Below are 23,154 nucleotides of genomic sequence, written 5' to 3'. Positions count from 1 at the left end.
GCGTGATAAGGCGTGATCAAAATACTGCGATCGCCTGACCTAAGCCAGCCTGATTAGATAGCGAATCAAGGCCTGATCCTCGTGTGCCTCCTCGCTCAACTCAGGCTCCAACATTGAAGGCAGTTTCTCTTTTGATTCATGTGCAAAATTGATAGAGTTGTAGAAATTGCACATGAATCAAAGATGACCACTCTCCAAGCTGAGCGCACGAGGATCAGCTGTGAAGGTGAGGTGCTGCTTGATTGTTGGGTTGCCCAAAGTGCGGCTGGTGGTACTGCTAGAACTGGAAATCATTACTGGCAGGTCAGAAGCCGCAACCCTATCTTTGATGGCAAAAAGTCCAAGTATCTCAAAGCCTCTGGGGTGGCAGAGTACAAAGCTGCGATCGCTCGGGGTAAGCGCATCAAAGCTCTAGGTAAGGAAATTCAGAAATTGCAGCAGCGCATTACTAAAGTAGAGGCATTGCTGGCAACGGTGTGAGCGATCGCTTAAAACTCTCTAAATTCTTAATTGTTTGAGAGCGATTCATATTTTACCTATCTACAACTGAATAGCCAGCAGGGCAACTCGAATTATTAATTTCACTTTGAGATGGTTTTGGAGGCAACGCTGTCGTAGGCTTATTACTCTCACAAAGTACGGCAACTGTTAGGTTCTCATTGCCAACTCTTCTCACTGCCACGATACCTGTATAGCTTTTTAAGCCTTCTACTTTTGCTAGCCCGATGTTTTGGACCGCTCCTTCACCTAATTGATTAGTAGAGTATTGATAATTTGTACCTTCTGTCTCAATACCAATGCCTAGAGAAGGTACGTCAGCGGAAAAGCGACCGCTCTCTAGGTAAAATGCCTGCTGTGCTCGGTTTATTGCCCCAACATAAGTCTTAGCTTCAGACTGCTTTGCTTGATTTGCTTGATTTTCAAATGATCCTGAGATTTTGGTACCTGGAGGAAGGGTTCCAACATCTGAAATTTTCTTGATCTGCCCCATCTCAACAGTTTCATTGCTGGATGACTCTGTTATGTACAGCGTGCCTTCTGGAGTAATAGTTGCTATCAGGGTTGGCCCTGCCGAAAGGTCAACTTGCCATCGCCCTGCCAAAGAATTCGAGACAGTTTGAGCTTTCACAGAAATGGACGAGTTTGTTGCTGGTGGGGCAGAGCAACCAGCGAGAAGTGAAATAGTAGCAAGACTGGCTACAAATTTGAGTGTGAGGTTGGCCATTTTTTGAAGTAGGAGGTATTGAGCTTCTACGCCTTCAGAATGCCACTACATCCAGATGAGGTAAACATGTAGGGTAGTTTCTTTATGGGGGCTTGAATCATCGAAGCGATCGCACGTTGGCACATGCAGTTTGGCACGTCCCTAGTCAGTTCATCTGGGAAGTGGGCGATCGCTTTCACTAACTCTTCATTGCGAGCGCGTTAGTAGGCACTGAACATTGGGAGTCCTAGGGATGGCCTTATACTCTAGCCCCCATGAAAAAAGCCTCCATTCTGATTGCTTCCACGCTTGCGGTGATGGCTGCATCATTTGCCCCTCTCAGTGCAGATGCTCACTCAGGCCGCACTAATGCCAGCGGTTGCCACAATGATCGAAAGTCTGGAGGATCTCACTGTCATGGGGGTGGATCGTCTAGTTCCTCCGGCTCCAGTTCTTCGGGTTCGTCCAGTCCATCAAACCCTACTTACACTTCGCCTAGTTCCACGTATGCAGCCCCTGACTGCTCAAAGATTCCTGATGTTGATCCGTGGCGGCTGCAAAACCCTGTTTTGATGGGAAACGCTAAGGCTTCCTACTACTACAAGGGAGTGGTACTGGCAGGGGATACCCCAAAAGTACAAGCATTTATCAATTGCTACGACCTCACTACTAAGAGCCGTCCCGACTACACTACCTACCGTCCTATCTGGGCCGCTTGCCAAGAAATCATGGGACCAGGGGGACCGAGAGGAAGTCAGATGGTATGCGTTGCTCTAGATGAATCGAGCAGAGCCGCTGATGATCGCATTTACTCTAAGGAATATGCCTGGAAGGTCGCTGATAAAGTCTTTGCTTGGTTCTAGGAGTTAGCCAGTGAATAAGATTCGAGTCAAGCGAGTGGCGATCGCCCTTGGTGTTCTAATCCCCATCATTACCTTTCCGATGTGGGCACAGTACCTTTGGCCGCAGATGTTCTCGACAGAAGTTTGCGTGGGCCAAGAACCAAACGGCACGATCGTTCAAGCGCGAGGTATCGCTTGCAGAACAGACGAGCTATAGCACCCCTGAAAAATATGAATAGATTTCTAGCCTTGGCAGCAGCGATCGCTATCTTCTCCCCCGCCCCACTCCTAGCACAAACCAACCAACCAGGTACTGTCATTAGTACAGGTGACGGAGATACACTGCGCGTCCAAGTAAACGGAAAGCCCATTACTGTAAGACTGGCCTGTATAGATGCGCCGGAGGCTACCCAGGCAGGCGGGAAAGAGGCAGCAACCCGTCTCAGTCAGTTTCTACCGAAAAACCAGAGTGTGCAGTTACGGGTGGTAGAAATAGACCGCTACCGTCGCACTGTAGCCGAGGTATTCAAAAATGGGCAGTCGGTGGATCTGCAAATGGTGCAGGAAGGTCGGGCTGTAGTTTATCGGCAGTACTTAAATGATTGTGCTGCTACCAAGGATCGCTATCTCCAAGCAGAGGCAAAGGCCAAGCAACGAAAGCTAGCCTTCTGGAGCCAAGCAAATCCAGTCATGCCGTGGGATTTTAGAGCAGGCAAACGGGGTACTTCTAAACCTGCCCCCACAATTAATTGGCCTACCGATCCACAACCTGCTGCTCAGACCTCTAACTGCTCTCCTGCTTACCCAGGCGTGTGCATTCCACCTAGACCGCCCGACTTAAATTGCGGTGATATTTCAGAGCGGCGCTTTCAAGTGATAGCACCTGACCCGCACGGATTTGATAGAGATGGAGATGGGGTGGGGTGTGAGAGCTAATTCGTGAAGTGAAAGTTGCGATCGCCAAATCTAAATAGCAAAAAAATAGGCCCATAATCGTGGGCCTAAAAGTAGAACAAGCTTTTTCATTTTATTGATCTGTCGGGAGCGTTTTTGATTCGCTCAATAAGAAGACACTTACCTGAATCGCTCATGGAGGTGATCGCACCTCCAAACTGACCCCATAGCCATTCAATGATTGCTTTATCTTGCTTAGTTGGTTCTGGAGGTGGCGGAGGTTGCGATCGCGTCTTCTCCCCTGTGCCACCAGTCAGGAGAATGAAGCCGAGGATTAGTAAGGCGAGCAATAGTATTTCCATCACTCCCCTTTAGCCGCACACACTAAGCTTTTCACCCCTTCAATCTGTGCGGTCTGTGCTGCAATCTGTTGGGTCAGCAATTGGTTCTGTGCCTGCAACTGTTGGTTTTTGAAGTTGCCGATACCCTCACCAATTAGCTGAAATATCAATGCCCCCGCCACTGCAACCACAGCAGCAGGTATCAGGAAGTTGGGGATTGCAGAGACAGGGCTAGGGGTTGGGGTAGATGCTGCACTCCCTCCTCTGCCATGCCAGTTAATCACAATGCCGTTATTCACAGGAGCGATCGCGCCTCCCTCAGCCTGGTCAATTTCAACCGATTGGTTCTCTCTCGTTGCTAGTGTCACGCTGCTAACCTCTGCGAAGTTTTCTCTAGCCAACCCTGCTCGAGTAGCAGGATGTATTGGTCTGTGCTGCGGCTGTCAATTTGTAGGGGATGCGGGCAACTACCCTTAATCCAGTTGTTCTTGTGGTGAGCGCACTCAGGATTACTTTTGTCCTGGTGGTGGTCATCACAAAGCGGGTACAAGTGCCTGCCCGGTATCGGGTCATCACAAATGCTGTTGCCTTCTTCGTCCTGGTAGCAGATGTGATGAGCTTCGGTTGCTTCATTGGGGCATCCAGGGTAGCAGCACTGGCCTTGAGTCATCGTCATTGCCAAAGCTCTGTTGCGCTCATACCCTTCGGTGTAGCGGTAAGCGTAGGGGCTCTCTTCTTCTCCCTCTACCTCATCACTAGAGATGTCTACAGGGCGATCGCTAAACTCACATGGAGGAATCAGGCACTTGATCTCTGGCTGGTTGTCGGGGTAGTGGGGCAAGAAAACTAAGCGCCAACGACCTAGCAAGTTAGTTAGTGCCAGTACCCGATTAGGGTCAAACTTGGGACCGTTGAGGTAGTCAAGGAATTGCTCATACAACTTCCGCCTGATCAACTCATCGTCAACGATCGCATTTCTACCCTGGAGAGCATCGTTAATGGCCCCATGCTTACTGCCTCTACCCAATACAGCGAAGTAGCAGCTACGCTTGATTGCACCATTGAGAGCAATATCTTCTTTGTTGGCGCTATGGGTTGTAATCCAGTCCGTGAAAAGTTTAGAGCGTCCCTTGGTTGCCTGTTCGTAGATGGCAGCATTGGTTAGCTTCGCGATCGGCAAAGCCTTCTTATTTTTCTTATTCAGGTCGTCAAACAGTTCAGCCGCATCCAAGATGTTGTTGAACTCTTCCAGAATATTGATGGTGGGGAAGCCTGGGGCTTTCCGCAGTCGTGGACGCAGAGCATAAAGCCTACTGTGGGCAATGGGCGCTAGCTCATAATCCGCAGCGTACATGTAGCGGTTAGGGTCTTTTTCTAGCCCGCAATATGTCTCGTCATCCTTCCCGGCGAAGACATACATATCCACTTTGCCCTGATGCAGTTCATGAGCTTTATGGATTGCAGCTCGCAGGAAGTTAGACTTACCAGTGCCAACGGGAGCGGGGATGATGACTGAACCTGCTTTACTAGGGTCGGTCGTGGTTAGCGCGAGAGTGTGGGCTAAATCTTCGGTCGGGAAAGGTAGGCCATCCTCTACTACTACTGTCGGCTGTGCTTGAACTACTGCAGCTTGAGTGGTAGCGATCGCCTGTTGCTCTGCTTGAGGCTGTACAGGAGGAAGTTGTTGCTGCTTTGGCTGTGCGCTCAGTTGTTCACGAACTGGTGGTGGAGGTAGGACCGCTGCGCGAATCTGTTGAGCGACCGCAAAAGCATGAGAACCCCATTGAATTTGAAGTAGTTCAACCTGCTTCTGCTTTCGGGCCTTCAACAGTTTCTCTTGCTCTGCATTCTCCTGAAGTCTCCGACGGAGCACCACCGCATTAGCGAGGGCCATGCCTCGGCAACCCAGGCTAAACCAGATGGGAAACTTAGCGCCGTTGAAGTTCGTTAGCGGGATGAGCCAGAGGGAGAGGGCGAACCCTACAAACCAGACAGCCTCCCGCTTGCGAACATTCAAGGCCGCTCGGTCTTGGTTGATTCCCTTGAGGTCGAACGGCGATGTAGTCATAGCAGACCTACCACGATGCCGAAGGTTAGAGCGATGAAGTTAACGGCAATCAACGCCCACAGTGTTTTGTGTTCCTCCCCTGCTACCCATTCATCCAGCAACAGGGTAATAAGGATGACTACGATGATCGCGATGAAGCAAACTCCAACGGCGACTCTCATGCTGGGGAATGCGTGAGCGATACTCACTAGCATCGTTGCGGCGATCGCTTCTAGCAGATTGTTGGACAGTAGTACTTGGAGATTGGCTGTCTTCATGGTGCTTTCAGTTCAGGTCAATGGATTGGGTCCAAACATTCAGCTCATTCACCATTGCGGTGTGCTGTGCTTCGATTGCTTCAAAAGCTCGGTCACGCTGGAACAAGTCAACGCTCATACCTTGGGCTAGTGCTGCCTGCTTCTCATTGGCCTTGACCTTGACCTGAACATTCTTCATCTCATGGTTCTGGAAGTCCCTCAGAGACTCATGCTCAATGCGATCAGCGTCCGAGATTTGCTTGTAGCATTCCATCGTTTTCTTGAACCGTTCAGCATTCTCTTTCCGCTGCTGCGCCAGGGCTAGAGTCTGCCCCAACTGCTCAGGGGTTACGTTCTCTGGCCTCTCTGGGTGCTTAACCGTTGACCAGATCATTGACTCTGGTAGTTTGTTCGGCCCCCAGTACTTATCTCGGTCTGCTTTGCGATGCTTCTCGATCGCACTGCCACCCGTTCTCTTAGCGTCAACGGTGTTCTTGCCACCACCGAAGAACAAAGACATGATTCCGCTCATTGGTTCACCTCGGTTGCTATGGTTGGTTGGACTGGGGGGAAGAGTGCGTTAACCCCAAACATTAAAAGGATGCTGGCTATCAGCGCTGCACTCATCCGGGCAATAAACCCGTCGATAGTGACAGGTGAAAGAACTTTGTCTATCAGATGCAGGTTGACTGCGATCGGACTGCCCCAGAAGTTGAGGCTGACCAAGCGCGGATTAGCGGGAACCCCTTGCGCCTCAAGGTACTGATTAACTAGAGACAGGATTCGTTCTGGTGAACCGCCCATAAACTCGGCTATCAGTTGGGCGGCTTCTTGCTCTTTGATTGCCTGGGCTTGGACCAGTTGAGCAAGGAAGTCTTTCACCATGTCTAGTGAAAGCTCTGGCACTTGCGGGGGAGCCTCAAGCTGCTGCATCCCTCACCCCTGCCGCTGCATTCACCTCAGCAATTTTGCTCTGAAGGTCAGCTTTCACATTGCCCCAGGAAGTTTGCATCATCCGATCGATGTCGATGTTGTAACTTCCCTGAGCTTGAAGGTCAGCAGCGACCCCGCCCCAAAGACGCAAGCCCAAGCCCCGGTTGTAGTCGCCTAGCATGTTGCGAATCTCGGCAAGCTGAGTCTCTTGCTGCCCAACGTAGTTGACTACCTGAGATTGCAAACCGTTGACGCTATTGGCGATCGCCTGCTGTGTCTCTAGGTCAATCGCTTGGGGTGGCTGAGTTGGTGCTTGTGCTGGAGGTTGGGCGGGCTTACCCTTGGCGAGTCCTCCAGTCTTACCCGCTTTGGCAGGCTTGCTCTGTTGTTGCTGCATTGCTTCCAGCCAAACCGCCATCATCTCGCTATCAACTTCGTCAGCAGTCATCTTGGCAGAAGTCAGCTTCTCCTCTACTTCCGCTTCAGTGAAGTTGAAACCGTTATCAGCAAAAGCTTTTTGAATTTCAGCAATGGTCATGTCATGCTCCTAATTTTTCAATCCACCAGTTGATCTGCTTGGTGCTGTACTGCTTGGCCTTGCTGAACTTCTGCCCATGTCGTTCAGCAATTCGGTACAAGCGCCGGGGGTTGATGTCACAGCCTGTCAGCCGCTCCAGTGTCTTGTGTAGGTCGCGCCCATAGCAGGGCTGAACTAACGTGTTCACCGGAGTCTCAGCGATCGCATCTAGAAACTTGGCTTGTTCCTTCTTGCGTCGCAGCTTCGCCATCTCCACTAGCACTTGCTCATAGCTGTACTGATTCCAAGGATTCTGCTTCTTTAGGTAAGCGAGTACCAGCAAGCACTTAACCTGGAACTCAGTCAGCCACTCACCCACATGGGGATGAGCCGGGGGAATCTCACAAGCTCGCTTCCACTTGCGCCAAGTCCGATCGGTCATGGTGCGACCGTAGACTAGGCTGCATTTCTCCATTACCTCGTGACCTGGTAGCAGTAGCATTTTTCCTTTGGTGTCTCATGTGTCTCTTGTGTCTCTAACTAATAGCACACAAATCTAGGGAGTTGCGGAAGGCTTTCAGGGTGGTTTGTCAGGTTGTGTCACCCACTAGAAGCCAGAAGTCTTTCTGTGGGGGTGCTGGGGGTTATCAGAAAAACTTAGGTGTTCCGTGTCAAGTGTTCCGCGCCATCGGAACACCTAGAGGCTTAAATGAGTGCCCTGCTTAGCTCTGCTGTCACGTCACCCCTGACAAATTGATTCAGGTCGGCAGGTCGTGTCAGTCAGCGCTGAAACCAGAGGCTTTTAAACTCAATGCTTTTTGCTTAGCGGAACACCTAAAAACGGGAGGCTTGCTCGGAACACCTAAAACCTTAGACCGCAAAGGTTTGAGATGTTCTAGTAACTTAGGCTAGGCTTAAGGTGTCTCGCCCAAGACACGTATGACCAACCGACGCAACCAAATCCGCATCACAGTAAACGCTGACGAGCTCGCTACCATCACCCCAATCGCGGAGCAGTGGAAGCTACCTCTTAGCGCGATTGCTTTGGACTTCTTCCGGCTAGGGTTTGATGCGGGGGTTGAAAAGTACAAGCGCATGGCTCAGGCGCTGGAACGCGATCGCCCTCAGTTCAGAAGCTTGGCTCATGCCATCTGCACCAATTGGGATAAACTGACCCAGACTAAGTTGAATCCTGAAAAGTTGGCAGCCATCCGCGACGGCAAGAAACAGCCGACTGAACTAGAGTTGGTTAGAATTGCAAATGCTTTAGGCGTAAGTGAAGAGTATTTAGAATCTCTGCCCCTGCTAGATGAGGAGACGACTAATGCAACATGCCACTGAGCTGCATCACCTTCTCCCCTGTACATGGCAAGTGCATCCTGTTATTGACGGGTTAAAGTTGGTAGCTCCTAAACACACAGCAGCCGAAGAACTGTTGCAAGGTGCCAAGCAGAGTTTGAAAGATATAGCGACTCGGCTAGGCGTAGACCTACTGATTTGCTCAGACGACCAGGCTCAACCCATTGAGCGGATACCAGGAACCGATCGCAAGCTAGCGTTCGGTTTAGAGGTGCCCAGTTCCAGGGACTTAAGCAGAGCAACTGACGCTGAGTTAATGGTGGCGATCGCCAGTTCTGAAGTCTCTGCCTGCATCACCACCACTGGAGACAACAAGATTGTGGCGGCTAACTTTGCAGTCACGCCAAGTCACGGTAAGCCCTATCACCAGATGATCGGTTCAGATCTAACCCCGCTCTGGGATGTGGAGGAGTTAGGGCGAATCATGCGATCGCTCAAGCATGACAAAGGCATCAGAGAACTAGAGTATTGGTCATGGAAGTGGGCACAAGAGGCTGACGGGTCATACAACAGGACAAAGCAAGAGTTAGTAAGGCATGCCTACTTAATTCAGTTTGATGGCGTTCCGTGTCGTTTGACGCTCGGGGTTTAGTAGTCTAGATCGCCGTAGCTCGAAAAATCGAGAAGCCCATAGGCCAGGATGCCCACAGTCCTAGTTAAGCAGGAGAAAAAATGGAAAAGAGCAATGCAACGCATTAGTAAAGTAGAGGCATTGCTAGCAACGGAGTGAGCGATCGCCCTTTACCCCTTCTAGTCATCCCTCTCCTTGGCGCATGTCTTGCGAAACTCAGCTGCTTCAGCAGCTTTTGTAAACCTAACTTCAGATCGACAGGTTTGAAGTTCCTCGTCAATATCTTGCACAGCAGCAACAATTTCCTCAATTGAAACGCGGAAAAACTCCTTCCGCTCATTTATCTTGTTAACCCGTCTGTGATTAAACCGTTGATGCAAAAGGGATTCGATCGCTGGTGCATTCTCACAGGAAATCATTGCATGAACATCAAATGGGAAGGGTACCGAAGCGTCACCCAGCTCCTTCACTCGATCCATTGGCTCAAGGCGGCGGGTCATTCCAATCTTGTAAACACCCTCGCCAAAAGAGCCAATATTTGAGATGACATAGACGAATCCCATTTTTGTCATTTGGGCCTGAGAGACAGCTCGCTGTCGCGCCTCAGCCTCAGCAAGTCGTTGTTGTAGCTCCTCTATCTGCCGTTGGAGTTTCTCTTGAGCTTTACCTGTGGTCGTCTCTACATCTCGCTGAGCTTTCTCTAGTGCCTCTTGATAGCGGCGTTCTTCCTGCTCAGCTTCTTGCTTCGACTTTTCTAATTCCCTTGAAGCACGCTCTTCTTCACGCATCTGCTCACGAATTGCCCGCTGCTCCTCTTGCTCTTGATATCGCTTCTCCTGATATTCGTGAGCTAGCCAAAGCTCTTGCAGCTTCAAATCTAAATAACGTGGGGTAATCTCACAATGGGTGGTCACTGACAACTTGTTTAGAGACTCATAGGCTTTTCGAATTCGGTTCTCCATAGGTTGTACGTTGCTGTACTTGACTTTTGCCACCGCCGCATCACATTCACCATTAAAGGCCCGGAGTGCCAGCTTGAGGAAGTTGTCAGTCATTTTCTTGCCTTCCTTAATGCTGCCACTAACTTCCCATTGGGTGTTGCAAACAGCAGCTGTTTTGTCTTTAACCATCTGCTTCTGATCGGAACGAATCTGGTCTAAACGCTGCTTGTATTCCTCTGCCTCTTGAAAGTCGTACTTTGACTCATAAAAACCAAATGATTCAATAAAGTCTTGTTCCTCCAGTTCCTTGAGTTGGCTCTGAAGGATAGAAATTTGACTATCAATTTCCTGCTTTTTAGCTTTAGCTTGTTGGGTTAAGCGGCTGGCTTGCTCCTCAAATCTTGCTTGCAAAGCTGAAGTTTTATCTGCAATCTCGCGTTCCTTGCTTTCAGATTGTTGAGTGAGAACGATCGCCTTCTCGGTGAGAGCTTTGATTTGAGCTTCTAGCTGCTTTTCTGCTTCATCTTTCGAAATCAGCCCACCGTACTTTCGGTCAAACTCTTTGAGACGTTGCTGAGCAATCGCGAGTTCATTCTGACGTTGCTGCTTCTGTCTAAGGACGACAACCAAAGCCGTTGTCAGTCCCAACGATAAAAAGAGTAGAAGATAGGTCATGGCTACTTGCTAGGGGCTCCACTTCAAGGTGCCCCGATGAGGGTTCAAGAATCGAGTTTTAAAAAACTTTTGCGCCCGCAATAGCCAAAAGATAGCAGTGTGCTACCTTTCCTGAGACTGTTCTCCTTAGTTGTTTAGAGCTGCCTACCAAGGGCAATCTCTGTGCCCGCGATCGCTTATTCACACGAGCACACGTTGTCACAAGCCAGCACCCATTGGCACAGTTTGTCAGGCTGAGAGGGAAATAACAGCAACAATCCAATCACGTAGGACACCATTTGGCACCTTCTATCACCCTCTAACACAATCTGCGATATTGTGCCGCTGCCGTAACCTGTTTGGCGATCGCTTCCCCAAAACGCCCAGCGATGGTTTAGTTTCTGTGCCATACCTAACGCCTGCCGTCGCGTGACCGTCGCGTCGCGTGTCGCGTGACCGTCGGACACTTGCCGCAAGTCTTCCAAACTGATCCAATCCGGGCCGTAGTAGTTGCGGCGAATCTTCCAAACTGTAGCTTTGACGCAGTTCTGACGCACTCTTGACGCACCTTTAGCGCCAATGGAGTATGAATCCGCTTTCATTGACTTCTGTTATTGATTTTTGCCGCACTTCTGACGCAGCCTTGACGCACTTTTGACGCAGTTCATCCATCTCTGAAAATGAGATGTTGCCGCACTTCCAACCGATCCACTGCATGGAGTGGAAGTTTATCCAACCCGTTGCCTACCATAGCGATCGCCCCACTCCTGACTGAAAAGGGGTAGAGCGATCGGGCAAGAAGGGGTGGAAGAGCACCCCCGGAACTTTTAGCCGATTAAGCCAGCTGTAGCAACACCTGCGAAACTAACCGCTCCATAGGCCACAGCCTCGCGGACTCTCCGTAGCCGAGCGAGGCGCTTGACTTCGGCAAATCTGTTTAGCGCCCAAACTTGAACGCGATCGCGCGTCACGTAGCCCAGCTTACGCGCTCTCTTTGCCAGCGGATTAGCAAAGCACCATGCAATCTGATGCGGACCCATGCCCGTATATTCCAGTTCATCCACAAAAGCTCGAAACTGTTGTCCAGCGCGTAGGCAGTAGATGGCGGCGATCGCAGTCCAAAGGGTAACCAATCTAGCTATATCCCAAGTGAGGCGAAGCGCTGGCCCCCAATGCTGTTTGAGAGTGGCATAGGCATCAAGTGTGCCATCTACAGCGGCGACCTTGAATTGTAGTGCCTTGTCGTAAACGTCTTGCTTGAGCTGCCCGTAGTCGGCATCACGTACCGCTACGGCTGCTTCCTTGGCAGTGGCGATCGCTTGCTCGGCGGCAGGCTTTAACTGAACTGCGATCGCCTCTAGCACTTGCTGCCAACCAGCCTTGGTGCGGAGGTCAACATTCAAGCCGTGGCGCTCGGCCCAGTCTTTAACTTGGGAAGCGGTGGAAGCTGTGATTTGAGCGAATACTGCGGACTTGATTTGAGCGATTGTGGAGAGTTGCATTGTAAAAAACCTCTGCGTGTGGTGAAAACCGCTTGAAGCGATGCGGTTTGTTTGCATGTATCTAAACTACTATGATATTTTTGAATTGTCAATCAATTAATGATTAAAGATTTGATGAATATCGAAGAACTCAGGCAGAGGGCGGGACTGACAGCTGAGCGGATAGCCGAAAGCTGCGGCAAATCGAGCGGCACTATCCGCAATTGGGAGGCAGGACGATCTATTCCCAAGCTGGAACCAAGAGAAATGATGCAGGTGTTAGCGGCTTATCAATGCACTCTGGAGGAATTCTCTGAGGCTATTGATGTGTCACGCACTGAACAAAAGCGTAAGAAACCAGGAAGGAAGCCAGGCGATCGCAACCTATAGCCAGCAAAAAGCCCACCTCAGAGAAGTGGGCCGCAAGGGTGTAAATGCAGTGATGGAACTATAAAGCTTTCAGGTCTGCTTCCGCAGCACTCCTAACAGGCTCGAATCGTTTACGAGGAATACTCTCGTCTAACTCGATAGAATACCACCAGCCGCGCTCGGCCTTAGCAAAACCAGTTTCTGTTGCATAATCTATGCCGACGATCACGCCATAGTCCTCCCATTCGTCATCAATTCTCACCCGCTGCCAAAAACGAAATTTAGGTTTACGGATGTTGTGCGGCAGCTGCATGCAAATAGCTTTAGTTTTGGTTCGCATGTTGCACCTTTACCAATTTTTCTGGAGTTCAACACTGGGGGTGTAACGACGACCGACGATGATCTCTAGAGGTCTGTCGAGTAGATGTCGCGATCGCCAGAGTTCATCAGCTTCGTCAACGCAATCGGTAAGAACGGTAAAGCGATCGGACTGTGGAATTACATCAGAAGCTGTCTTTACGAGAGCAAGCCATTTGAAGAACCTTTCATCCATGTCTTACGCTTCCTCCGCGGGTTGGGTTCTTCTGCTCTTGAAGCAACATCTTGAGCTGGCATATTGGCGATCGCCTTCCCATGCTTCCAAGTGGTAGCCAGCAAGCCAAAGAGCGCCGTAATAATCTCGCCAAATCCGATCCGCTACCTCAGCTTCATCGGGCAATAAACGCACAATCACGCTGCTTTCCTTGACTTCAATTGTGATTTTCTGCGGCTCCTTGACTGAACCCACCATCTTGAAAAACAAGTAATCAAACAAGGATGTAGTTTTGTCGTAGGCCAGCAGTATTTCCACGTGGAATGTGTAGATCAACTCTCTGCTGAAATTGATGTCGATAGCTTCAAGACCGAGTTCGTGGGCACCCTTGAGCATGTCGCCTAGGAGTGGGTATTCGACTAGGCGATCGCAGTCCTCTAGAGATTTGCAAAAGAGTGTAACCCTATCCCATGAGTCTCCAGCCCGAATGGAACAGTCAAATTTTTCTAACGCAAGCTTCTGTCTTACAAGATTCTTGAGTATCATGGCTGCTTCCTCCCTGGTGTTCCTGTAACGAGGTCATCTAGTGTTCTGCGGTGCCGGGTGTAGAGATACAGTCTTTTGCCTACCCAGAGATCCACGTGCTTCAGTGAGCCTTGGCCGAGCTTAAGAATGGGCAGCGATCGCCATAGCGCCCCAGCTTGATACTTGTCGCTAACGTGAATCTCAATCGTTCCGTCCTTGATAAAAGCTCTTGCAGATTGCGGCTCTCCAACACGGGATAGCCAAGCATAGAAACGCTTGTCTTCGTCGGTGAAAATATCCATAACTAGGACTCCACCGAGACTCTGGCGGGAACTCTCTTCTTCCAGCCTTCTTGAACTGCGGATCTAGATAGGTGGGTGAATTCTGTGAGGGATAAGCGATCGCTATCCACTTCCTCTTGCAGGACTTCACGAATTATTGAGTTTGTTGACTGCCACTCAATCCAGCACATAGAAGCGTGTACCGCATCAGAAGCGAAGTCGTATTGATCGAGCTTGATGAATTCTTCAGGCTTCCAATGAGGGAATCTAAGATAGTTTGTCCATCCGTTTGAATCTGGCGTGACTTTGATGCCGTAGCCACGATAAGAAAGTTCGATTGCTTGCATGGCTAGGACTCCACTGATGCTCTAATGGGCTTCTCTTTACGCCATACACCACGAATGGATACGGCTAGGTGGTTGAATTCTTTCTGTGAGAGGCGATCGCTGTTCATCATGTCGTTCAGCACTTCACGAATAGCCAACTCTGCTGTACTTACATCGGCTAAAAGCATTGCAGCTTTAGCAGCATCACAAGCCGAGTCAAAGCCAGTAGCTACCACGAAGAATTCGTTATCAGCTTGCTGTCGCGGGTGACTGAGATGGGCCGTATATCCATCTGAATCAGGCGTGACCTTGAGAATCCAGCCACGATAGGGGAATTGAATGATTTCCATGATTAAATCTCTTCTGATTCGGTGAGGCTGGCTTCGTGGGCTTCATCGTCAATGCCGTTGTCGAGGTGGATGAAGTGCCAAAAGCCAGGGGGTAATCTTTGGGCTATGGACAATGCCATAAATGATTCCAGTGGGGTGTGGGGTGCCCGCTTCGCTGCTTCCGGTATGGATGACAAGCTGGAATAGCGAAACCGCGATCGCGGGGAATAGCTGTCATAGTGGGCGACCTTGCGATCGCCCCTTCTCATGGCTAGAAGGAAGTGTCAGCCCATTGAAAGGAAACGGTATGCCAACCAGAGCCGAGCACAGCATCCAGACATTTGTCGATCGCGGCTCTGCAAGGATTGATCACCACCACATCGGCAGTGGCTTGCTTGCCTGACTTGTGAGTAATCTGGGCGATCGCACGGTAGGTGTGCTGTGGATACTTGATCGCGTTGGGATGTGTGCAGTACAGGCGACCACTGCCACGCTCATCTTCGCCAGATTGAGTGGGGGTGGTGGAAGGAGCAACAGGGGCGATCGCTGAAGTGTTTGATGGGAGAGGAGTTTGAGTTAGCATAATCTTGTGGCCTGTATGGGTTGCTTTTTTAGAGAGGGCGCTTTAGTTGTGGAGACCGGAGCGCCCTCTCTATTAGTAATCTAGTCTAGTTAACTAGACTTGTCAAATGTTGACTAGACTAGCAAGCTAGATTAGACTGGTCAACAAGACAAGTAATCTTAAGGAGGTGACGTGCTAAAGATCGTTTTTATGGACCTTAAGGAACTGCGGGAAAAAGCTGGATTAACAGCTGAGCGGGTTGCGGTAGAGCTTAGTAAGTCTGTTTCTACAATTCGATTCTGGGAAGCTGGCACTTATATACCAAGCCTCAACCCTAGTGAGACGCTCCGATTGACTCGTCTTTACCAATGCACTGTTGAGGAACTTTCAAAAGCTTTTGAGGAAACACAGCAAAAAAAGAGCAAATCAGAAAAGAGTTAGCTCTTACCTAATCCGCCGCCATCTTAAAAACTTAAAAATTGGCGCGATCACAACTCAGGGCAAACACTATGACAACAGATCAGCGTTTTGATGATGTGGATCGACGGCTAGCCGCATTACTAGCTGTAACCGAGGCAAACTCGAATCAAATCAATCAGCTTGCCGGAAGCGTGAACGCGCTAACAAGAAGTGTGGATGAGATGCGCTCCACGTTCAGCGAAAGATTTAATCACCTAGAGCATCAAATCGCTGGGCTGGCTAGCGAAACAGCTGGATGGTTCACAGGCGTTGTAGAGCAGGCAGCAGCAGATCGCGCAGTGATGCAGCAGATGCAGTCAGAGGTCCGAGGATTACAAACCGAGAATCACCGCATCCTTGAATACCTACAAGACCAACGACGTGGCGATGCTGGTACCGAAAACTAACGAGTAATGTGAGGCGATCGCACATGGCACAACTAACACTTGCCTACCTGCAAGAGCAGATTACTAAGTTGGAGGCTGAACAGAAAAAACTAGCCGCCCAGCAAGAATGGATGGAGCGAATCTTTCAGGTTCACGGTATTAGCGGTCCTTGGGTATCACCACAGAATGCCGCTGACCTTCTCTGTATTGATAGGCGCGGCGTGATGCAGCATGTCCGCAGAGCTGAGCGATTCAGAGAGCTTGGTCGAGATTGTGAGTGCCAGTATGGAGTGCATTACCGCCAAGTTCCTAGACTCAAGGATGAGCCATGCGAACGTGCTACGTGGCAAATCCATGTCACCGAGTTTGAGAAGCTATTGGCTATTCCCCAAGACAACTTAAAGGCAGGTTAGCGATCGCCATGATTCAAGCCATCCCCCAAAAACTAAGCATCAAACCTGGGTATAGGCCCCAAGCTTCAGACACCAACATTGAGGCTGATGTCGTTCAGTTTCAGCTTTTGCGGCAACGCAGCAACACTCAACGATTGGCAATTGCCATAGGACTCACCCGATGGGCAAAAGCGGCCTCTTTGCGAGGGATGCAGAAAGCTAATCAAACAAAGTTTCGAGAGCGATTTGCTCAATCTGTTTTGGGCGAAAAGTGGTTGCCCTGCCTGACTCCAACGAATGACCCCGCCATGTGGACGCAAGACCCTAGTGAGATAGCCCGACTACTTCACCCCATTTTTGAGCAACTAAGAATTCCCTACTACATCACGGGTGGAGTTGCAGCCAGTATGTATGGCGACCCCCGCACCACTCGCGATATGGATTTGGTCGTTGAAGCGCGACGGGAAGATATTTTTCAGCTTGCCGAAGCTTTGGGACAAGCAGGTTTCTATTGCCCACCTGGAGCCGTAGAGGAGATTGCAGAGGGACGGGGGCAGACACTGAGTGTCACTCACATGGAGCAGTTGTTAAATGCTGACCTTGTTCTCAATGCCAATACGAATTTCGATCGCTCAAAGATGGCCCGCCGCCGCTTAGAGGCGATCGATGAAGCTGAGCTGCTCCAAGTGTGGGTGATTGCCCCTGAAGATTTAATCCTGGCAAAGCTGCTGTGGGGGCGTGGCAACCAATCCGAGAAACAGTGGCGTGATGTCCTGGGGGTTCTCAAAGTTCAGGTTGACACTCTGAACTATGCCTACCTCGCAGAGTGGGCTGAGCAGCTAGCAATCTCAGAAATGCTTCAGCAAGCGTTGATTGAAGCTGGAATTTGATGGCAAGGAAAATTGTTGGATGAGGCGATCGCCACTACTGGTGCATCTGGAGCGCTGCAAAACCATAGCAACATCAAAACAGAAGAGGTGAGGAGGAAAGCTGATGGCTAAAGACCCAATAGTACAGGCGCTTCAAAAAAAGCACTTGTAATTCAAAAAAGAGCAGCAACAACGCCAAGTCAAGCAGGGTAATACTTCCAACGATGAGGGATTGACCGATAAGTAGGACGATTACTTCTATCAACTTTAAAGTTAGTGACCTTGAAATAAAAGTAGAGACGAGCCATCATAAAGCACGAATTTCCCAACTGTTGATGCCAAGAACGTAAGGAAGCAGAAATTAGTGACTGAGATACAAACCCTTACTATTCCAGCACTGCCGTTAAACCTTATTGGAGGAGAAGCCCGTCGAACGCTTAATGCTCTAGAGCAACCCTTTCTGGTCCTAGACAACGATCCAAACAGTCAGACTAGAGCTGAAATTCTACTAGGCCATTGGTCACTAGCCCTGCATTGGCTAGTTAAAAAGAAATGGCTTCCCAACTACAAACTTGATCGAAGAAACGCAATCATTCGTGACTTTGAACCTTTCGGTGATTTATTGCTTAGCATTCTAGAGCTTTGCATTCAATCCTACGGAGCGACAAAGCACAGCGCATCTTACGCCTCTGGCTACATCTGGTTTCAGGCAGTTGCTAATGAAATGAAGAATAGGGATTTTGCCGAAATCTTCCAGCCGGATGGACACAGAGGTAAAACATCTGACTTAGCGGAAAGGAGAGATGTTGTTAAACAACTTCGAGATTATGTAAATTTCAGCGATCCAGACAAAACCCCTCATTTGTGGCGGCTACTTGAAGCTTCAATCGCACTCGCTACAGCTTCCCCAGGCTTTGACAGAAAGTACTGGAGAGGAGAGCGAGGGAAAAACAAGCAAAAGGGTTTCATCCACGCTTATACAGCTTGGGTAGGCGAGTTGGGCAAGAAAGAGTGGAGGAATATAGTTTGCGAAAAAGGAAAGCTTTTCGTCAGGGACGGACAGGGAAAAGCCCTCACTCCTATGCCTGTACTTGCAAAATAAACCCTAGAAAAAATACATACCTGTGGAAGCCTTGCCCTGCAAGGGTTACAGACTTTAATAAAAAAAACGCCGAAGGAGTGCAGTAATGGTTAGATAGTCGTAGAGGCAAAGTCGTCGAGAACCAAAACCGGGAACAGTACAAATAGGATGGTGCACTAATAGTGGATTTATGGAGAAAAAGAATGTCCCCGTTTAGAACCGAAGCCATACCCCTCAATACACCTGTAACCACCAAGCTGAATGAACTTGAGTACCGAACTTTAGTTAATCAGGCCCAAGCGGAGGGGACTACAAAAACAGCATTAATTCGGCTTGCCCTACGCCAGTATCTTAGAGAGTTAGCAACGCCCGCTATTCCATAAAAAAAAGGCTGGCTCTCTGCATTTTCGCCGCTCTATCAAAGCTGAATCGGGTGGTACCGATTCGCGAAAACTGGGACAACCAACCAGTACTTTTATTTCTTAATCTCAACGTTAGCACTCAACCCGTTCTAAAGGGTATGAGTCAGAGCAAGCGAAAAAGCAGAGAGCAGCCCCTAACCACGACGTAAAGGACTGCTCTAATGAAAATCTATCTTCCTGAGCCAATTGTGGCACAGGCTTCAGTCTCATTGCAACACATTGAGTCTCAAAAGTCTCAAAACCGGACTCAATCTCAAGCTGAACTTACTAAATTCTTTCAGAGCTTGCGATCGCATCTTCTAACAGCAGGAGATGCAGCATGATCGCTCTGGCACCTCAGAAGGCGATCGCCATACTTCCAGCGCTGGCCCAGTCAATGACGCTGCGTCCTTACCAAGCACGGGTTAAGGAAGAGGTTTATCGAACCAACGACAGCTTGATCGACCGGATTCTAGTAGTTGCCCCTACAGGCGCTGGCAAAACCATAATTTTTTGTTCACTGATTGCTGATGCCGTTGCTAAAGGGCAACGAGTTCTAATCGTTGTCCACCGCGACGTTCTCATCAAGCAAACCCATGAGAAATTACGGCGCTTTGGCATTGATTGTGGCTTTATTAAAGCTGGATGGGCAGAGAACCGAGACGCGCTAGTTCAAATCGCCAGCATTCAGACACTACCCCGTCGCCATTGGTGGAAAGAATTTAAGGCGGACATTGTCATCCTGGACGAAGCGCATGTCACCGCGTGGGCTGCTGTCGTCGAGCGGATGATGGATTGCATTTACCCAAATTCGACTTACCTAGGCTTCACTGCCACGCCTTGGCGGCTGAGCAAAAAAGAGGGGATGGGCGATCGCTTCAATGCCTTGGTAGCAGCACCAATGCCCCATCAGCTGATGGATAGCGGTTATCTAGTCAAACCGTCTTACTATGCTTTGCCCCAAGCTGACCTGAAGGGAGTCAGAACGTTAGCAGGTGATTTTGCCGAGAGTGATTTATCAGTTGCTTGCGATCGCCCAGAGTTAATTAAACGAGCTGTTGACGAATGGTTTCGTTTAGCAGAGGGACGACAGACGCTTGCCTTTACCGTCAGCATTTCCCATTCTTTGCACCTCTGCGAGGCATTCCAAGCCGCTGGCATCTCAGCAGCCCACGTTGATGGGACAACGCCTATCCCAGTTCGTAATCGCATTTACGAAATGCTGGCAGCTGGTGAAATCTTGGTTGTGACGAGCTGTGCTGCTCTTCAAGAGGGATTTGATGTTCCCTCTGTATCAGCAGTTCTGCTTTGCCGTCCCACTAAGAGCAAGGCTCTCTACTTCCAACAGATTGGCCGAGGGTTAAGGATTAGCCCAGAGACAGGAAAAACTGATTGCATCGTCTTAGACCAGGCAGGTAACGTCCGGCAATTCGGTTTTGTCGAGGATCTGAAGCAGGTCAGCCTTGAAGAAGGGCGAGACGTTAGTGGGGTCGCTCCTACAAAGGTTTGTCCCAAGGATGAACACGACCACCTAGGACATGAAGGATGCGGAGCCATCCTTTCTACTTTTGAAATGAGGTGCAGGCACTGCGGCTATCAGTTCCCTGTCAAGGAGAAACTAACTCCTATACAGGCGCTGGAGCGGCTGCTGAGCAATGAGGATAAGGAGCGCTTCAATGTCTATCGGGCTCTCGCTAAGGAAGCTTACGAACGCCAAATCTCACCGGGTTACGCTGCTAGAAAGTTCAAAGACCAGTTTGGGCATTGGGCACCTGATGATTGGGGCTTAGGTGCTGTATTTGGGGACAGCCCAACCACTGATAGCATTCGTGCCTACCTTCGGTTTGTGCAAGGGGTAGCCCAGCGCAAAGACAAGGATGTGGGATGGGTTAACCTCTGGATGAGGCGTGAGTTTGGCAAGGGCTGGCAGCAAGCGATCGCTACGGTTGGAGGTGAAGCATGAATACCTCTATCCAATTTGCTGTAAACCCGCATGGGGTAAATAAAGACTGGAATTTCGAGCTGCTAGCAACTGGCTATCAGGATCTCACAGGCACATTTGCGGATGTAGTTGAGCACGTTAAGCAAGGTCATGCCTTATGCGCTGGCCTATTAGGAGGACAAAGACGCTCCAAGGCCGCTGTCATAGGCTCCCAGTGGATTTTGCTAGATGTCGATAACAGTGACATTGAGAGGAATGAGGATGGAAAGCCCGTTAAGGATGAGCACGGGCAAACGATCAAGGTATTTAAGCACCAACTGACGTTAGAGGAAGCGATCGCGCATCCCTTTATTGAGCAACATTGTGCGCTCATCTATACCAGCGCTTCGCACACCCCTGAGTGGCACAAGTTCAGAATGGTGTTTCTGCTGCCAGAGGTCATCTCTGACGTTGAAACCTACGAGGCAATGGTGCGGCTACTCATGGAGCAATTGCCTCATGATCCTGCCTGCAAGGACGCCTCACGAGTCTTCTACGGCAACACAAAAGCAGAAGTCCCCCTATTCAACTCAACTGCTGCTTTGCCTGAGGATTGGCAAGCACGGGCGATCGCGCTGGCAAACGAAGAAAAGGCCAAGCGACAAGCTCAATTACTGCAAATCGCAGCGAAGCGAGAGCAATTCAAGCAGTTGGCACAGGATGAAGAATGGGACATTGAAGCGCTGATTCAGCAGGCGCTCAACTACATCCCTCCACGTCAGCCAGGATCGAATAATTATGATGAGTGCCGTCAAGTCTTAATGGCACTCGTTGATCATTACGGCCCATCTGAAGCAGAGGCGATCGCTGAGCAATGGTCGCCTAGTATTCGAGGCACAACCTGGAATATTCCTCAGAAAATCAAGAGCTTCCGGCGATCTGGCATTGGCATTGGTACCCTCTTTTTTATCGCTCGGCAATACGGGTTCAACTTTCCCATGGCCCACAGGCCAAGCCAAGCAAAACGCGATGCTTTAGCCCAGCCACAGGAGGGGCGACGGGAGCATGACCATGAGGCAGAGAAACAACGCAAGGCGGCTGCCTATCGTGAAAAGATTGACCGCATCCAGCGATCGCTCAACTCACTGACTCGCAAGCCAACTCTTGAACTAAATCAGCGTTACATAGGAGAGCTTGAATTACCAGAAGAAGGCTCAGCTTTACTACTATCGGGGCCTTGCGGCTGTGGGAAAAGCGAGACATTCAGGAGGCTGACTCAACAGCATCGCAAGCAATACCCATACAGCAAAATATTGGCACTTGGTGCTCGGAATTTGCTCTTGCTTCAACTAGGTGAAAGGCTTGGAATTCATCATATTTCTGCCTTTCAGCACAAAGGTTTTACGGATACAAGAGCACTTAATGCTGCTAGCACCAAGGCTCTATGCTACGACAGCATCCTTAAACTTGATCTCTCGGAACTGGGTGATCATCCTTTACTATTTTTGGATGAAGTTGATGCTGGATTCAGACACCTTTTGCAGGGTGGAACAATCGACAGTAAGAATCTTGGTCACATTCTGTTGCATTTTCAAAAACTACTGAAAGAAGTAGTAGCTCGTGGCGGCTTCATCATTGGGGGTGAAGCTGATTTGACAGACTTACCCATCGACTTTTTGCAAGAAGTCGCGGGAGCTGAAGTACCACTTCAACTGGTAACTAATCATTGGATTCCAGATTTAGCTAGGGAAATCAGAGTCTTTGATTCACCATCCAAAACAACAGAAGAGATTTGCTCTTTCCTCACTCAGGCTCAGCCCTTAATCGTAGTATCCGATTCCCAGAAGTACCTGGAGGAAGTGGAAAGCATAGTTCTAAGAATGGAGCAGGATAGTGACCTGCCTCCTCAGCGTGTCGTTAGGGTGGACGGCAAGACCACAGAACTTGATGAAATCAAGGATTTCATGCGGAATCCCAATGCAGCAATTGCCGCTCTCAAGCCTACGCTGCTGCTACTCTCACCCAGTGCTGAATCCGGCATTGATATCACAATCCCTTACTTTGTTCAGCAAGCATTTCACCTCGTTCACCTAGAAACGCGATCGCAGATACAGACAATCAATCGCTATCGCTTGCCAATTCCCTGCTTTGGCTATGTCAAGGAGTACGCAGCATACGACGAGGGCGGGCGATCGCTCAACCCTGAAACGCTGCTCAAAGATTTGAATCAGAACAAAGAGCAGCTGAGCAGACTTATTAATTTGGCTGAGGCGCTAACCGCTGCTGACACTGAGAACAATGGCTGGCTAGATAAATTCAACCAGCTCCTAGACCCAAACTCCGAATCACCTGATAAGCTCTGGCTGAAGTACTGGGCACGTTTCCAAGCTCGCACCAATGGAGCTAGGGTAAACATGCGGGAACGGCTGCTGCAATATTGGCGAGATACCGGGAATACAGTGATTGAGGTGGATGCTGGAAAGTCCAAGCCTTACGCTAAACTGCGCCGAGAAGCACGGGAAGAGCTTGATTCATTAGAAGCCCAGAAATGGGCAGCAGCAAAGACATTTGATATCACTGTTTCTCATGCACTCACCATTCTGGAGAGTAACAACAGCACGGAGGATGAACGCCGAAAGGCTCAGAAGCGCCTGCTAGAGGATAAATTGCCAGGGCTGGA

General features: G+C 49.7%; 36 protein-coding genes. 16 read left to right on the top strand and 20 right to left on the bottom strand.

The window, feature by feature from the left end; translation table 11 throughout:
* Positions 1–183 precede the first annotated feature (183 nt).
* The gene (locus NDA01_RS24175; protein ID WP_348230010.1) at positions 184–480 is read left to right on the top strand and encodes a hypothetical protein; all 297 of its coding nucleotides are present in this window, start codon (positions 184–186) and stop codon (positions 478–480) included.
* A gap of 52 nt (positions 481–532) precedes the next feature.
* On the opposite strand, the gene NDA01_RS24170 is transcribed toward NDA01_RS24175, so the two are convergent.
* On the bottom strand, positions 533–1,225 hold the full coding sequence (locus NDA01_RS24170; RefSeq protein WP_348230009.1) for a type IV pilin-like G/H family protein: 693 nt from the start codon (positions 1,223–1,225) through the stop codon (positions 533–535).
* A gap of 254 nt (positions 1,226–1,479) precedes the next feature.
* On the opposite strand from NDA01_RS24170, the gene NDA01_RS24165 reads away from it, so the two are divergent.
* Genes NDA01_RS24165 through NDA01_RS24155 form a run of 3 tightly spaced genes read left to right on the top strand, consistent with a single transcriptional unit; the run spans position 1,480 to position 2,982 of the window.
* Complete coding sequence (locus tag NDA01_RS24165) at positions 1,480–2,067, top strand: YHYH domain-containing protein (protein ID WP_348230008.1); 588 nt, start codon at positions 1,480–1,482, stop codon at positions 2,065–2,067.
* A gap of 10 nt (positions 2,068–2,077) precedes the next feature.
* Positions 2,078–2,263, top strand: a complete 186-nt coding sequence (locus tag NDA01_RS24160; RefSeq protein ID WP_348230007.1) for a hypothetical protein — start codon at positions 2,078–2,080, stop codon at positions 2,261–2,263.
* 14 nt (positions 2,264–2,277) lie between these two features.
* Positions 2,278–2,982, top strand: a complete 705-nt coding sequence (locus tag NDA01_RS24155) for a thermonuclease family protein (RefSeq protein WP_348230006.1) — start codon at positions 2,278–2,280, stop codon at positions 2,980–2,982.
* 86 nt (positions 2,983–3,068) lie between these two features.
* Here the strand turns inward: NDA01_RS24155 and NDA01_RS24150 are convergent, their stop codons facing one another.
* From NDA01_RS24150 to NDA01_RS24115, 8 genes are read right to left on the bottom strand one after another with little or no spacing between them, the layout of a single operon-like run.
* The gene (locus tag NDA01_RS24150; protein ID WP_348230005.1) at positions 3,069–3,302 is read right to left on the bottom strand and encodes a hypothetical protein; all 234 of its coding nucleotides are present in this window, start codon (positions 3,300–3,302) and stop codon (positions 3,069–3,071) included.
* Entirely contained in the window at positions 3,302–3,649 is a 348-nt protein-coding gene (locus NDA01_RS24145; protein WP_348230004.1) for a hypothetical protein, read from the bottom strand. The genes NDA01_RS24150 and NDA01_RS24145 overlap by 1 nt, the downstream gene beginning before the upstream one ends.
* Positions 3,646–5,349, bottom strand: coding sequence for a hypothetical protein (locus tag NDA01_RS24140; protein WP_348230003.1), 1,704 nt, complete (start codon positions 5,347–5,349; stop codon positions 3,646–3,648). The genes NDA01_RS24145 and NDA01_RS24140 overlap by 4 nt, the downstream gene beginning before the upstream one ends.
* Positions 5,346–5,606 (bottom strand): hypothetical protein, encoded by a 261-nt coding sequence (locus tag NDA01_RS24135; protein ID WP_348230002.1) that lies wholly within the window; start codon positions 5,604–5,606, stop codon positions 5,346–5,348. The genes NDA01_RS24140 and NDA01_RS24135 overlap by 4 nt, the downstream gene beginning before the upstream one ends.
* A gap of 7 nt (positions 5,607–5,613) precedes the next feature.
* Positions 5,614–6,105 (bottom strand): hypothetical protein, encoded by a 492-nt coding sequence (locus NDA01_RS24130; RefSeq protein ID WP_348230001.1) that lies wholly within the window; start codon positions 6,103–6,105, stop codon positions 5,614–5,616.
* A gap of 8 nt (positions 6,106–6,113) precedes the next feature.
* Positions 6,114–6,518 (bottom strand): hypothetical protein, encoded by a 405-nt coding sequence (locus tag NDA01_RS24125; protein ID WP_348230000.1) that lies wholly within the window; start codon positions 6,516–6,518, stop codon positions 6,114–6,116.
* On the bottom strand, positions 6,505–7,056 hold the full coding sequence (locus tag NDA01_RS24120) for a hypothetical protein (RefSeq protein WP_348229999.1): 552 nt from the start codon (positions 7,054–7,056) through the stop codon (positions 6,505–6,507). Before NDA01_RS24120 ends, NDA01_RS24125 begins: the two co-directional genes overlap by 14 nt.
* Before the next feature lies 1 nt (position 7,057).
* On the bottom strand, positions 7,058–7,537 hold the full coding sequence (locus NDA01_RS24115) for a hypothetical protein (protein WP_348229998.1): 480 nt from the start codon (positions 7,535–7,537) through the stop codon (positions 7,058–7,060).
* Between the two features lie 437 nt (positions 7,538–7,974).
* Between NDA01_RS24115 and NDA01_RS24110 the strand changes: the two genes are divergently transcribed.
* Entirely contained in the window at positions 7,975–8,376 is a 402-nt protein-coding gene (locus NDA01_RS24110) for a hypothetical protein (RefSeq protein WP_348229997.1), read from the top strand.
* Positions 8,360–8,986 (top strand): hypothetical protein, encoded by a 627-nt coding sequence (locus tag NDA01_RS24105; RefSeq protein ID WP_348229996.1) that lies wholly within the window; start codon positions 8,360–8,362, stop codon positions 8,984–8,986. Before NDA01_RS24110 ends, NDA01_RS24105 begins: the two co-directional genes overlap by 17 nt.
* A gap of 158 nt (positions 8,987–9,144) precedes the next feature.
* Here the strand turns inward: NDA01_RS24105 and NDA01_RS24100 are convergent, their stop codons facing one another.
* From NDA01_RS24100 to NDA01_RS24090, 3 genes are all read right to left on the bottom strand, one after another.
* On the bottom strand, positions 9,145–10,581 hold the full coding sequence (locus NDA01_RS24100; RefSeq protein WP_348229995.1) for an SNIPE associated domain-containing protein: 1,437 nt from the start codon (positions 10,579–10,581) through the stop codon (positions 9,145–9,147).
* 176 nt (positions 10,582–10,757) lie between these two features.
* Positions 10,758–11,162: a hypothetical protein gene (locus NDA01_RS24095; protein WP_348229994.1), complete on the bottom strand. Its 405-nt coding sequence runs from the start codon at positions 11,160–11,162 to the stop codon at positions 10,758–10,760.
* 225 nt (positions 11,163–11,387) lie between these two features.
* Complete coding sequence (locus tag NDA01_RS24090; protein WP_348229993.1) at positions 11,388–12,062, bottom strand: hypothetical protein; 675 nt, start codon at positions 12,060–12,062, stop codon at positions 11,388–11,390.
* A gap of 114 nt (positions 12,063–12,176) precedes the next feature.
* Here NDA01_RS24090 and NDA01_RS24085 point away from each other — a divergent pair, with 114 nt between their 5' ends.
* Complete coding sequence (locus NDA01_RS24085) at positions 12,177–12,431, top strand: helix-turn-helix transcriptional regulator (protein ID WP_348229992.1); 255 nt, start codon at positions 12,177–12,179, stop codon at positions 12,429–12,431.
* A 58-nt stretch (positions 12,432–12,489) separates the two neighbouring features.
* On the opposite strand, the gene NDA01_RS24080 is transcribed toward NDA01_RS24085, so the two are convergent.
* From NDA01_RS24080 to NDA01_RS24045, 8 genes are read right to left on the bottom strand one after another with little or no spacing between them, the layout of a single operon-like run.
* On the bottom strand, positions 12,490–12,750 hold the full coding sequence (locus NDA01_RS24080; protein ID WP_348229991.1) for a hypothetical protein: 261 nt from the start codon (positions 12,748–12,750) through the stop codon (positions 12,490–12,492).
* 9 nt (positions 12,751–12,759) lie between these two features.
* A complete protein-coding gene (locus tag NDA01_RS24075) occupies positions 12,760–12,963 on the bottom strand; it encodes a hypothetical protein (RefSeq protein ID WP_348229990.1) in 204 nt (67 codons plus the stop codon).
* A 3-nt stretch (positions 12,964–12,966) separates the two neighbouring features.
* A complete protein-coding gene (locus NDA01_RS24070; protein ID WP_348229989.1) occupies positions 12,967–13,488 on the bottom strand; it encodes a hypothetical protein in 522 nt (173 codons plus the stop codon).
* A complete protein-coding gene (locus NDA01_RS24065) occupies positions 13,485–13,769 on the bottom strand; it encodes a hypothetical protein (protein ID WP_348229988.1) in 285 nt (94 codons plus the stop codon). Before NDA01_RS24065 ends, NDA01_RS24070 begins: the two co-directional genes overlap by 4 nt.
* 2 nt (positions 13,770–13,771) lie before the next feature.
* Positions 13,772–14,095, bottom strand: coding sequence for a hypothetical protein (locus tag NDA01_RS24060; protein ID WP_348229987.1), 324 nt, complete (start codon positions 14,093–14,095; stop codon positions 13,772–13,774).
* A 2-nt stretch (positions 14,096–14,097) separates the two neighbouring features.
* Entirely contained in the window at positions 14,098–14,424 is a 327-nt protein-coding gene (locus NDA01_RS24055; protein WP_348229986.1) for a hypothetical protein, read from the bottom strand.
* A 2-nt stretch (positions 14,425–14,426) separates the two neighbouring features.
* Positions 14,427–14,672: a hypothetical protein gene (locus NDA01_RS24050; protein ID WP_348229985.1), complete on the bottom strand. Its 246-nt coding sequence runs from the start codon at positions 14,670–14,672 to the stop codon at positions 14,427–14,429.
* Between the two features lie 2 nt (positions 14,673–14,674).
* Positions 14,675–14,986 carry a hypothetical protein gene (locus NDA01_RS24045; RefSeq protein ID WP_348229984.1) on the bottom strand — a complete coding sequence of 104 codons (312 nt, stop codon included), beginning with the start codon at positions 14,984–14,986 and terminating at the stop codon, positions 14,675–14,677.
* A gap of 171 nt (positions 14,987–15,157) precedes the next feature.
* Between NDA01_RS24045 and NDA01_RS24040 the strand changes: the two genes are divergently transcribed.
* From NDA01_RS24040 to NDA01_RS24000, 9 genes are all read left to right on the top strand, one after another.
* On the top strand, positions 15,158–15,406 hold the full coding sequence (locus NDA01_RS24040; protein ID WP_348229983.1) for a helix-turn-helix transcriptional regulator: 249 nt from the start codon (positions 15,158–15,160) through the stop codon (positions 15,404–15,406).
* 68 nt (positions 15,407–15,474) lie between these two features.
* A complete protein-coding gene (locus NDA01_RS24035) occupies positions 15,475–15,831 on the top strand; it encodes a hypothetical protein (RefSeq protein WP_348229982.1) in 357 nt (118 codons plus the stop codon).
* A 23-nt stretch (positions 15,832–15,854) separates the two neighbouring features.
* The gene (locus tag NDA01_RS24030) at positions 15,855–16,223 is read left to right on the top strand and encodes a hypothetical protein (protein ID WP_348229981.1); all 369 of its coding nucleotides are present in this window, start codon (positions 15,855–15,857) and stop codon (positions 16,221–16,223) included.
* Positions 16,224–16,231: 8 nt separating this feature from the next.
* Positions 16,232–17,092: a hypothetical protein gene (locus NDA01_RS24025; protein ID WP_348229980.1), complete on the top strand. Its 861-nt coding sequence runs from the start codon at positions 16,232–16,234 to the stop codon at positions 17,090–17,092.
* A 343-nt stretch (positions 17,093–17,435) separates the two neighbouring features.
* A complete protein-coding gene (locus NDA01_RS24020) occupies positions 17,436–18,173 on the top strand; it encodes a hypothetical protein (protein ID WP_348229979.1) in 738 nt (245 codons plus the stop codon).
* A gap of 182 nt (positions 18,174–18,355) precedes the next feature.
* Positions 18,356–18,535 carry a ribbon-helix-helix domain-containing protein gene (locus NDA01_RS24015; RefSeq protein WP_348229978.1) on the top strand — a complete coding sequence of 60 codons (180 nt, stop codon included), beginning with the start codon at positions 18,356–18,358 and terminating at the stop codon, positions 18,533–18,535.
* 200 nt (positions 18,536–18,735) lie between these two features.
* Positions 18,736–18,897, top strand: coding sequence for a hypothetical protein (locus tag NDA01_RS24010; RefSeq protein WP_348229977.1), 162 nt, complete (start codon positions 18,736–18,738; stop codon positions 18,895–18,897).
* On the top strand, positions 18,894–20,516 hold the full coding sequence (locus NDA01_RS24005; protein ID WP_348229976.1) for a DEAD/DEAH box helicase: 1,623 nt from the start codon (positions 18,894–18,896) through the stop codon (positions 20,514–20,516). Before NDA01_RS24010 ends, NDA01_RS24005 begins: the two co-directional genes overlap by 4 nt.
* Positions 20,513–23,154 (top strand): plasmid replication protein, CyRepA1 family (locus tag NDA01_RS24000; RefSeq protein ID WP_348229975.1); only part of this gene is annotated, 2,642 nt, incomplete at its 3' end. The genes NDA01_RS24005 and NDA01_RS24000, both read left to right, overlap by 4 nt.

The organism is Trichocoleus desertorum AS-A10, assembly GCF_039962155.1.
In the GTDB taxonomy this organism is placed as follows: domain Bacteria; phylum Cyanobacteriota; class Cyanobacteriia; order FACHB-46; family FACHB-46; genus Trichocoleus.
This window is presented reverse-complemented; position numbering and strand designations above follow the sequence as displayed.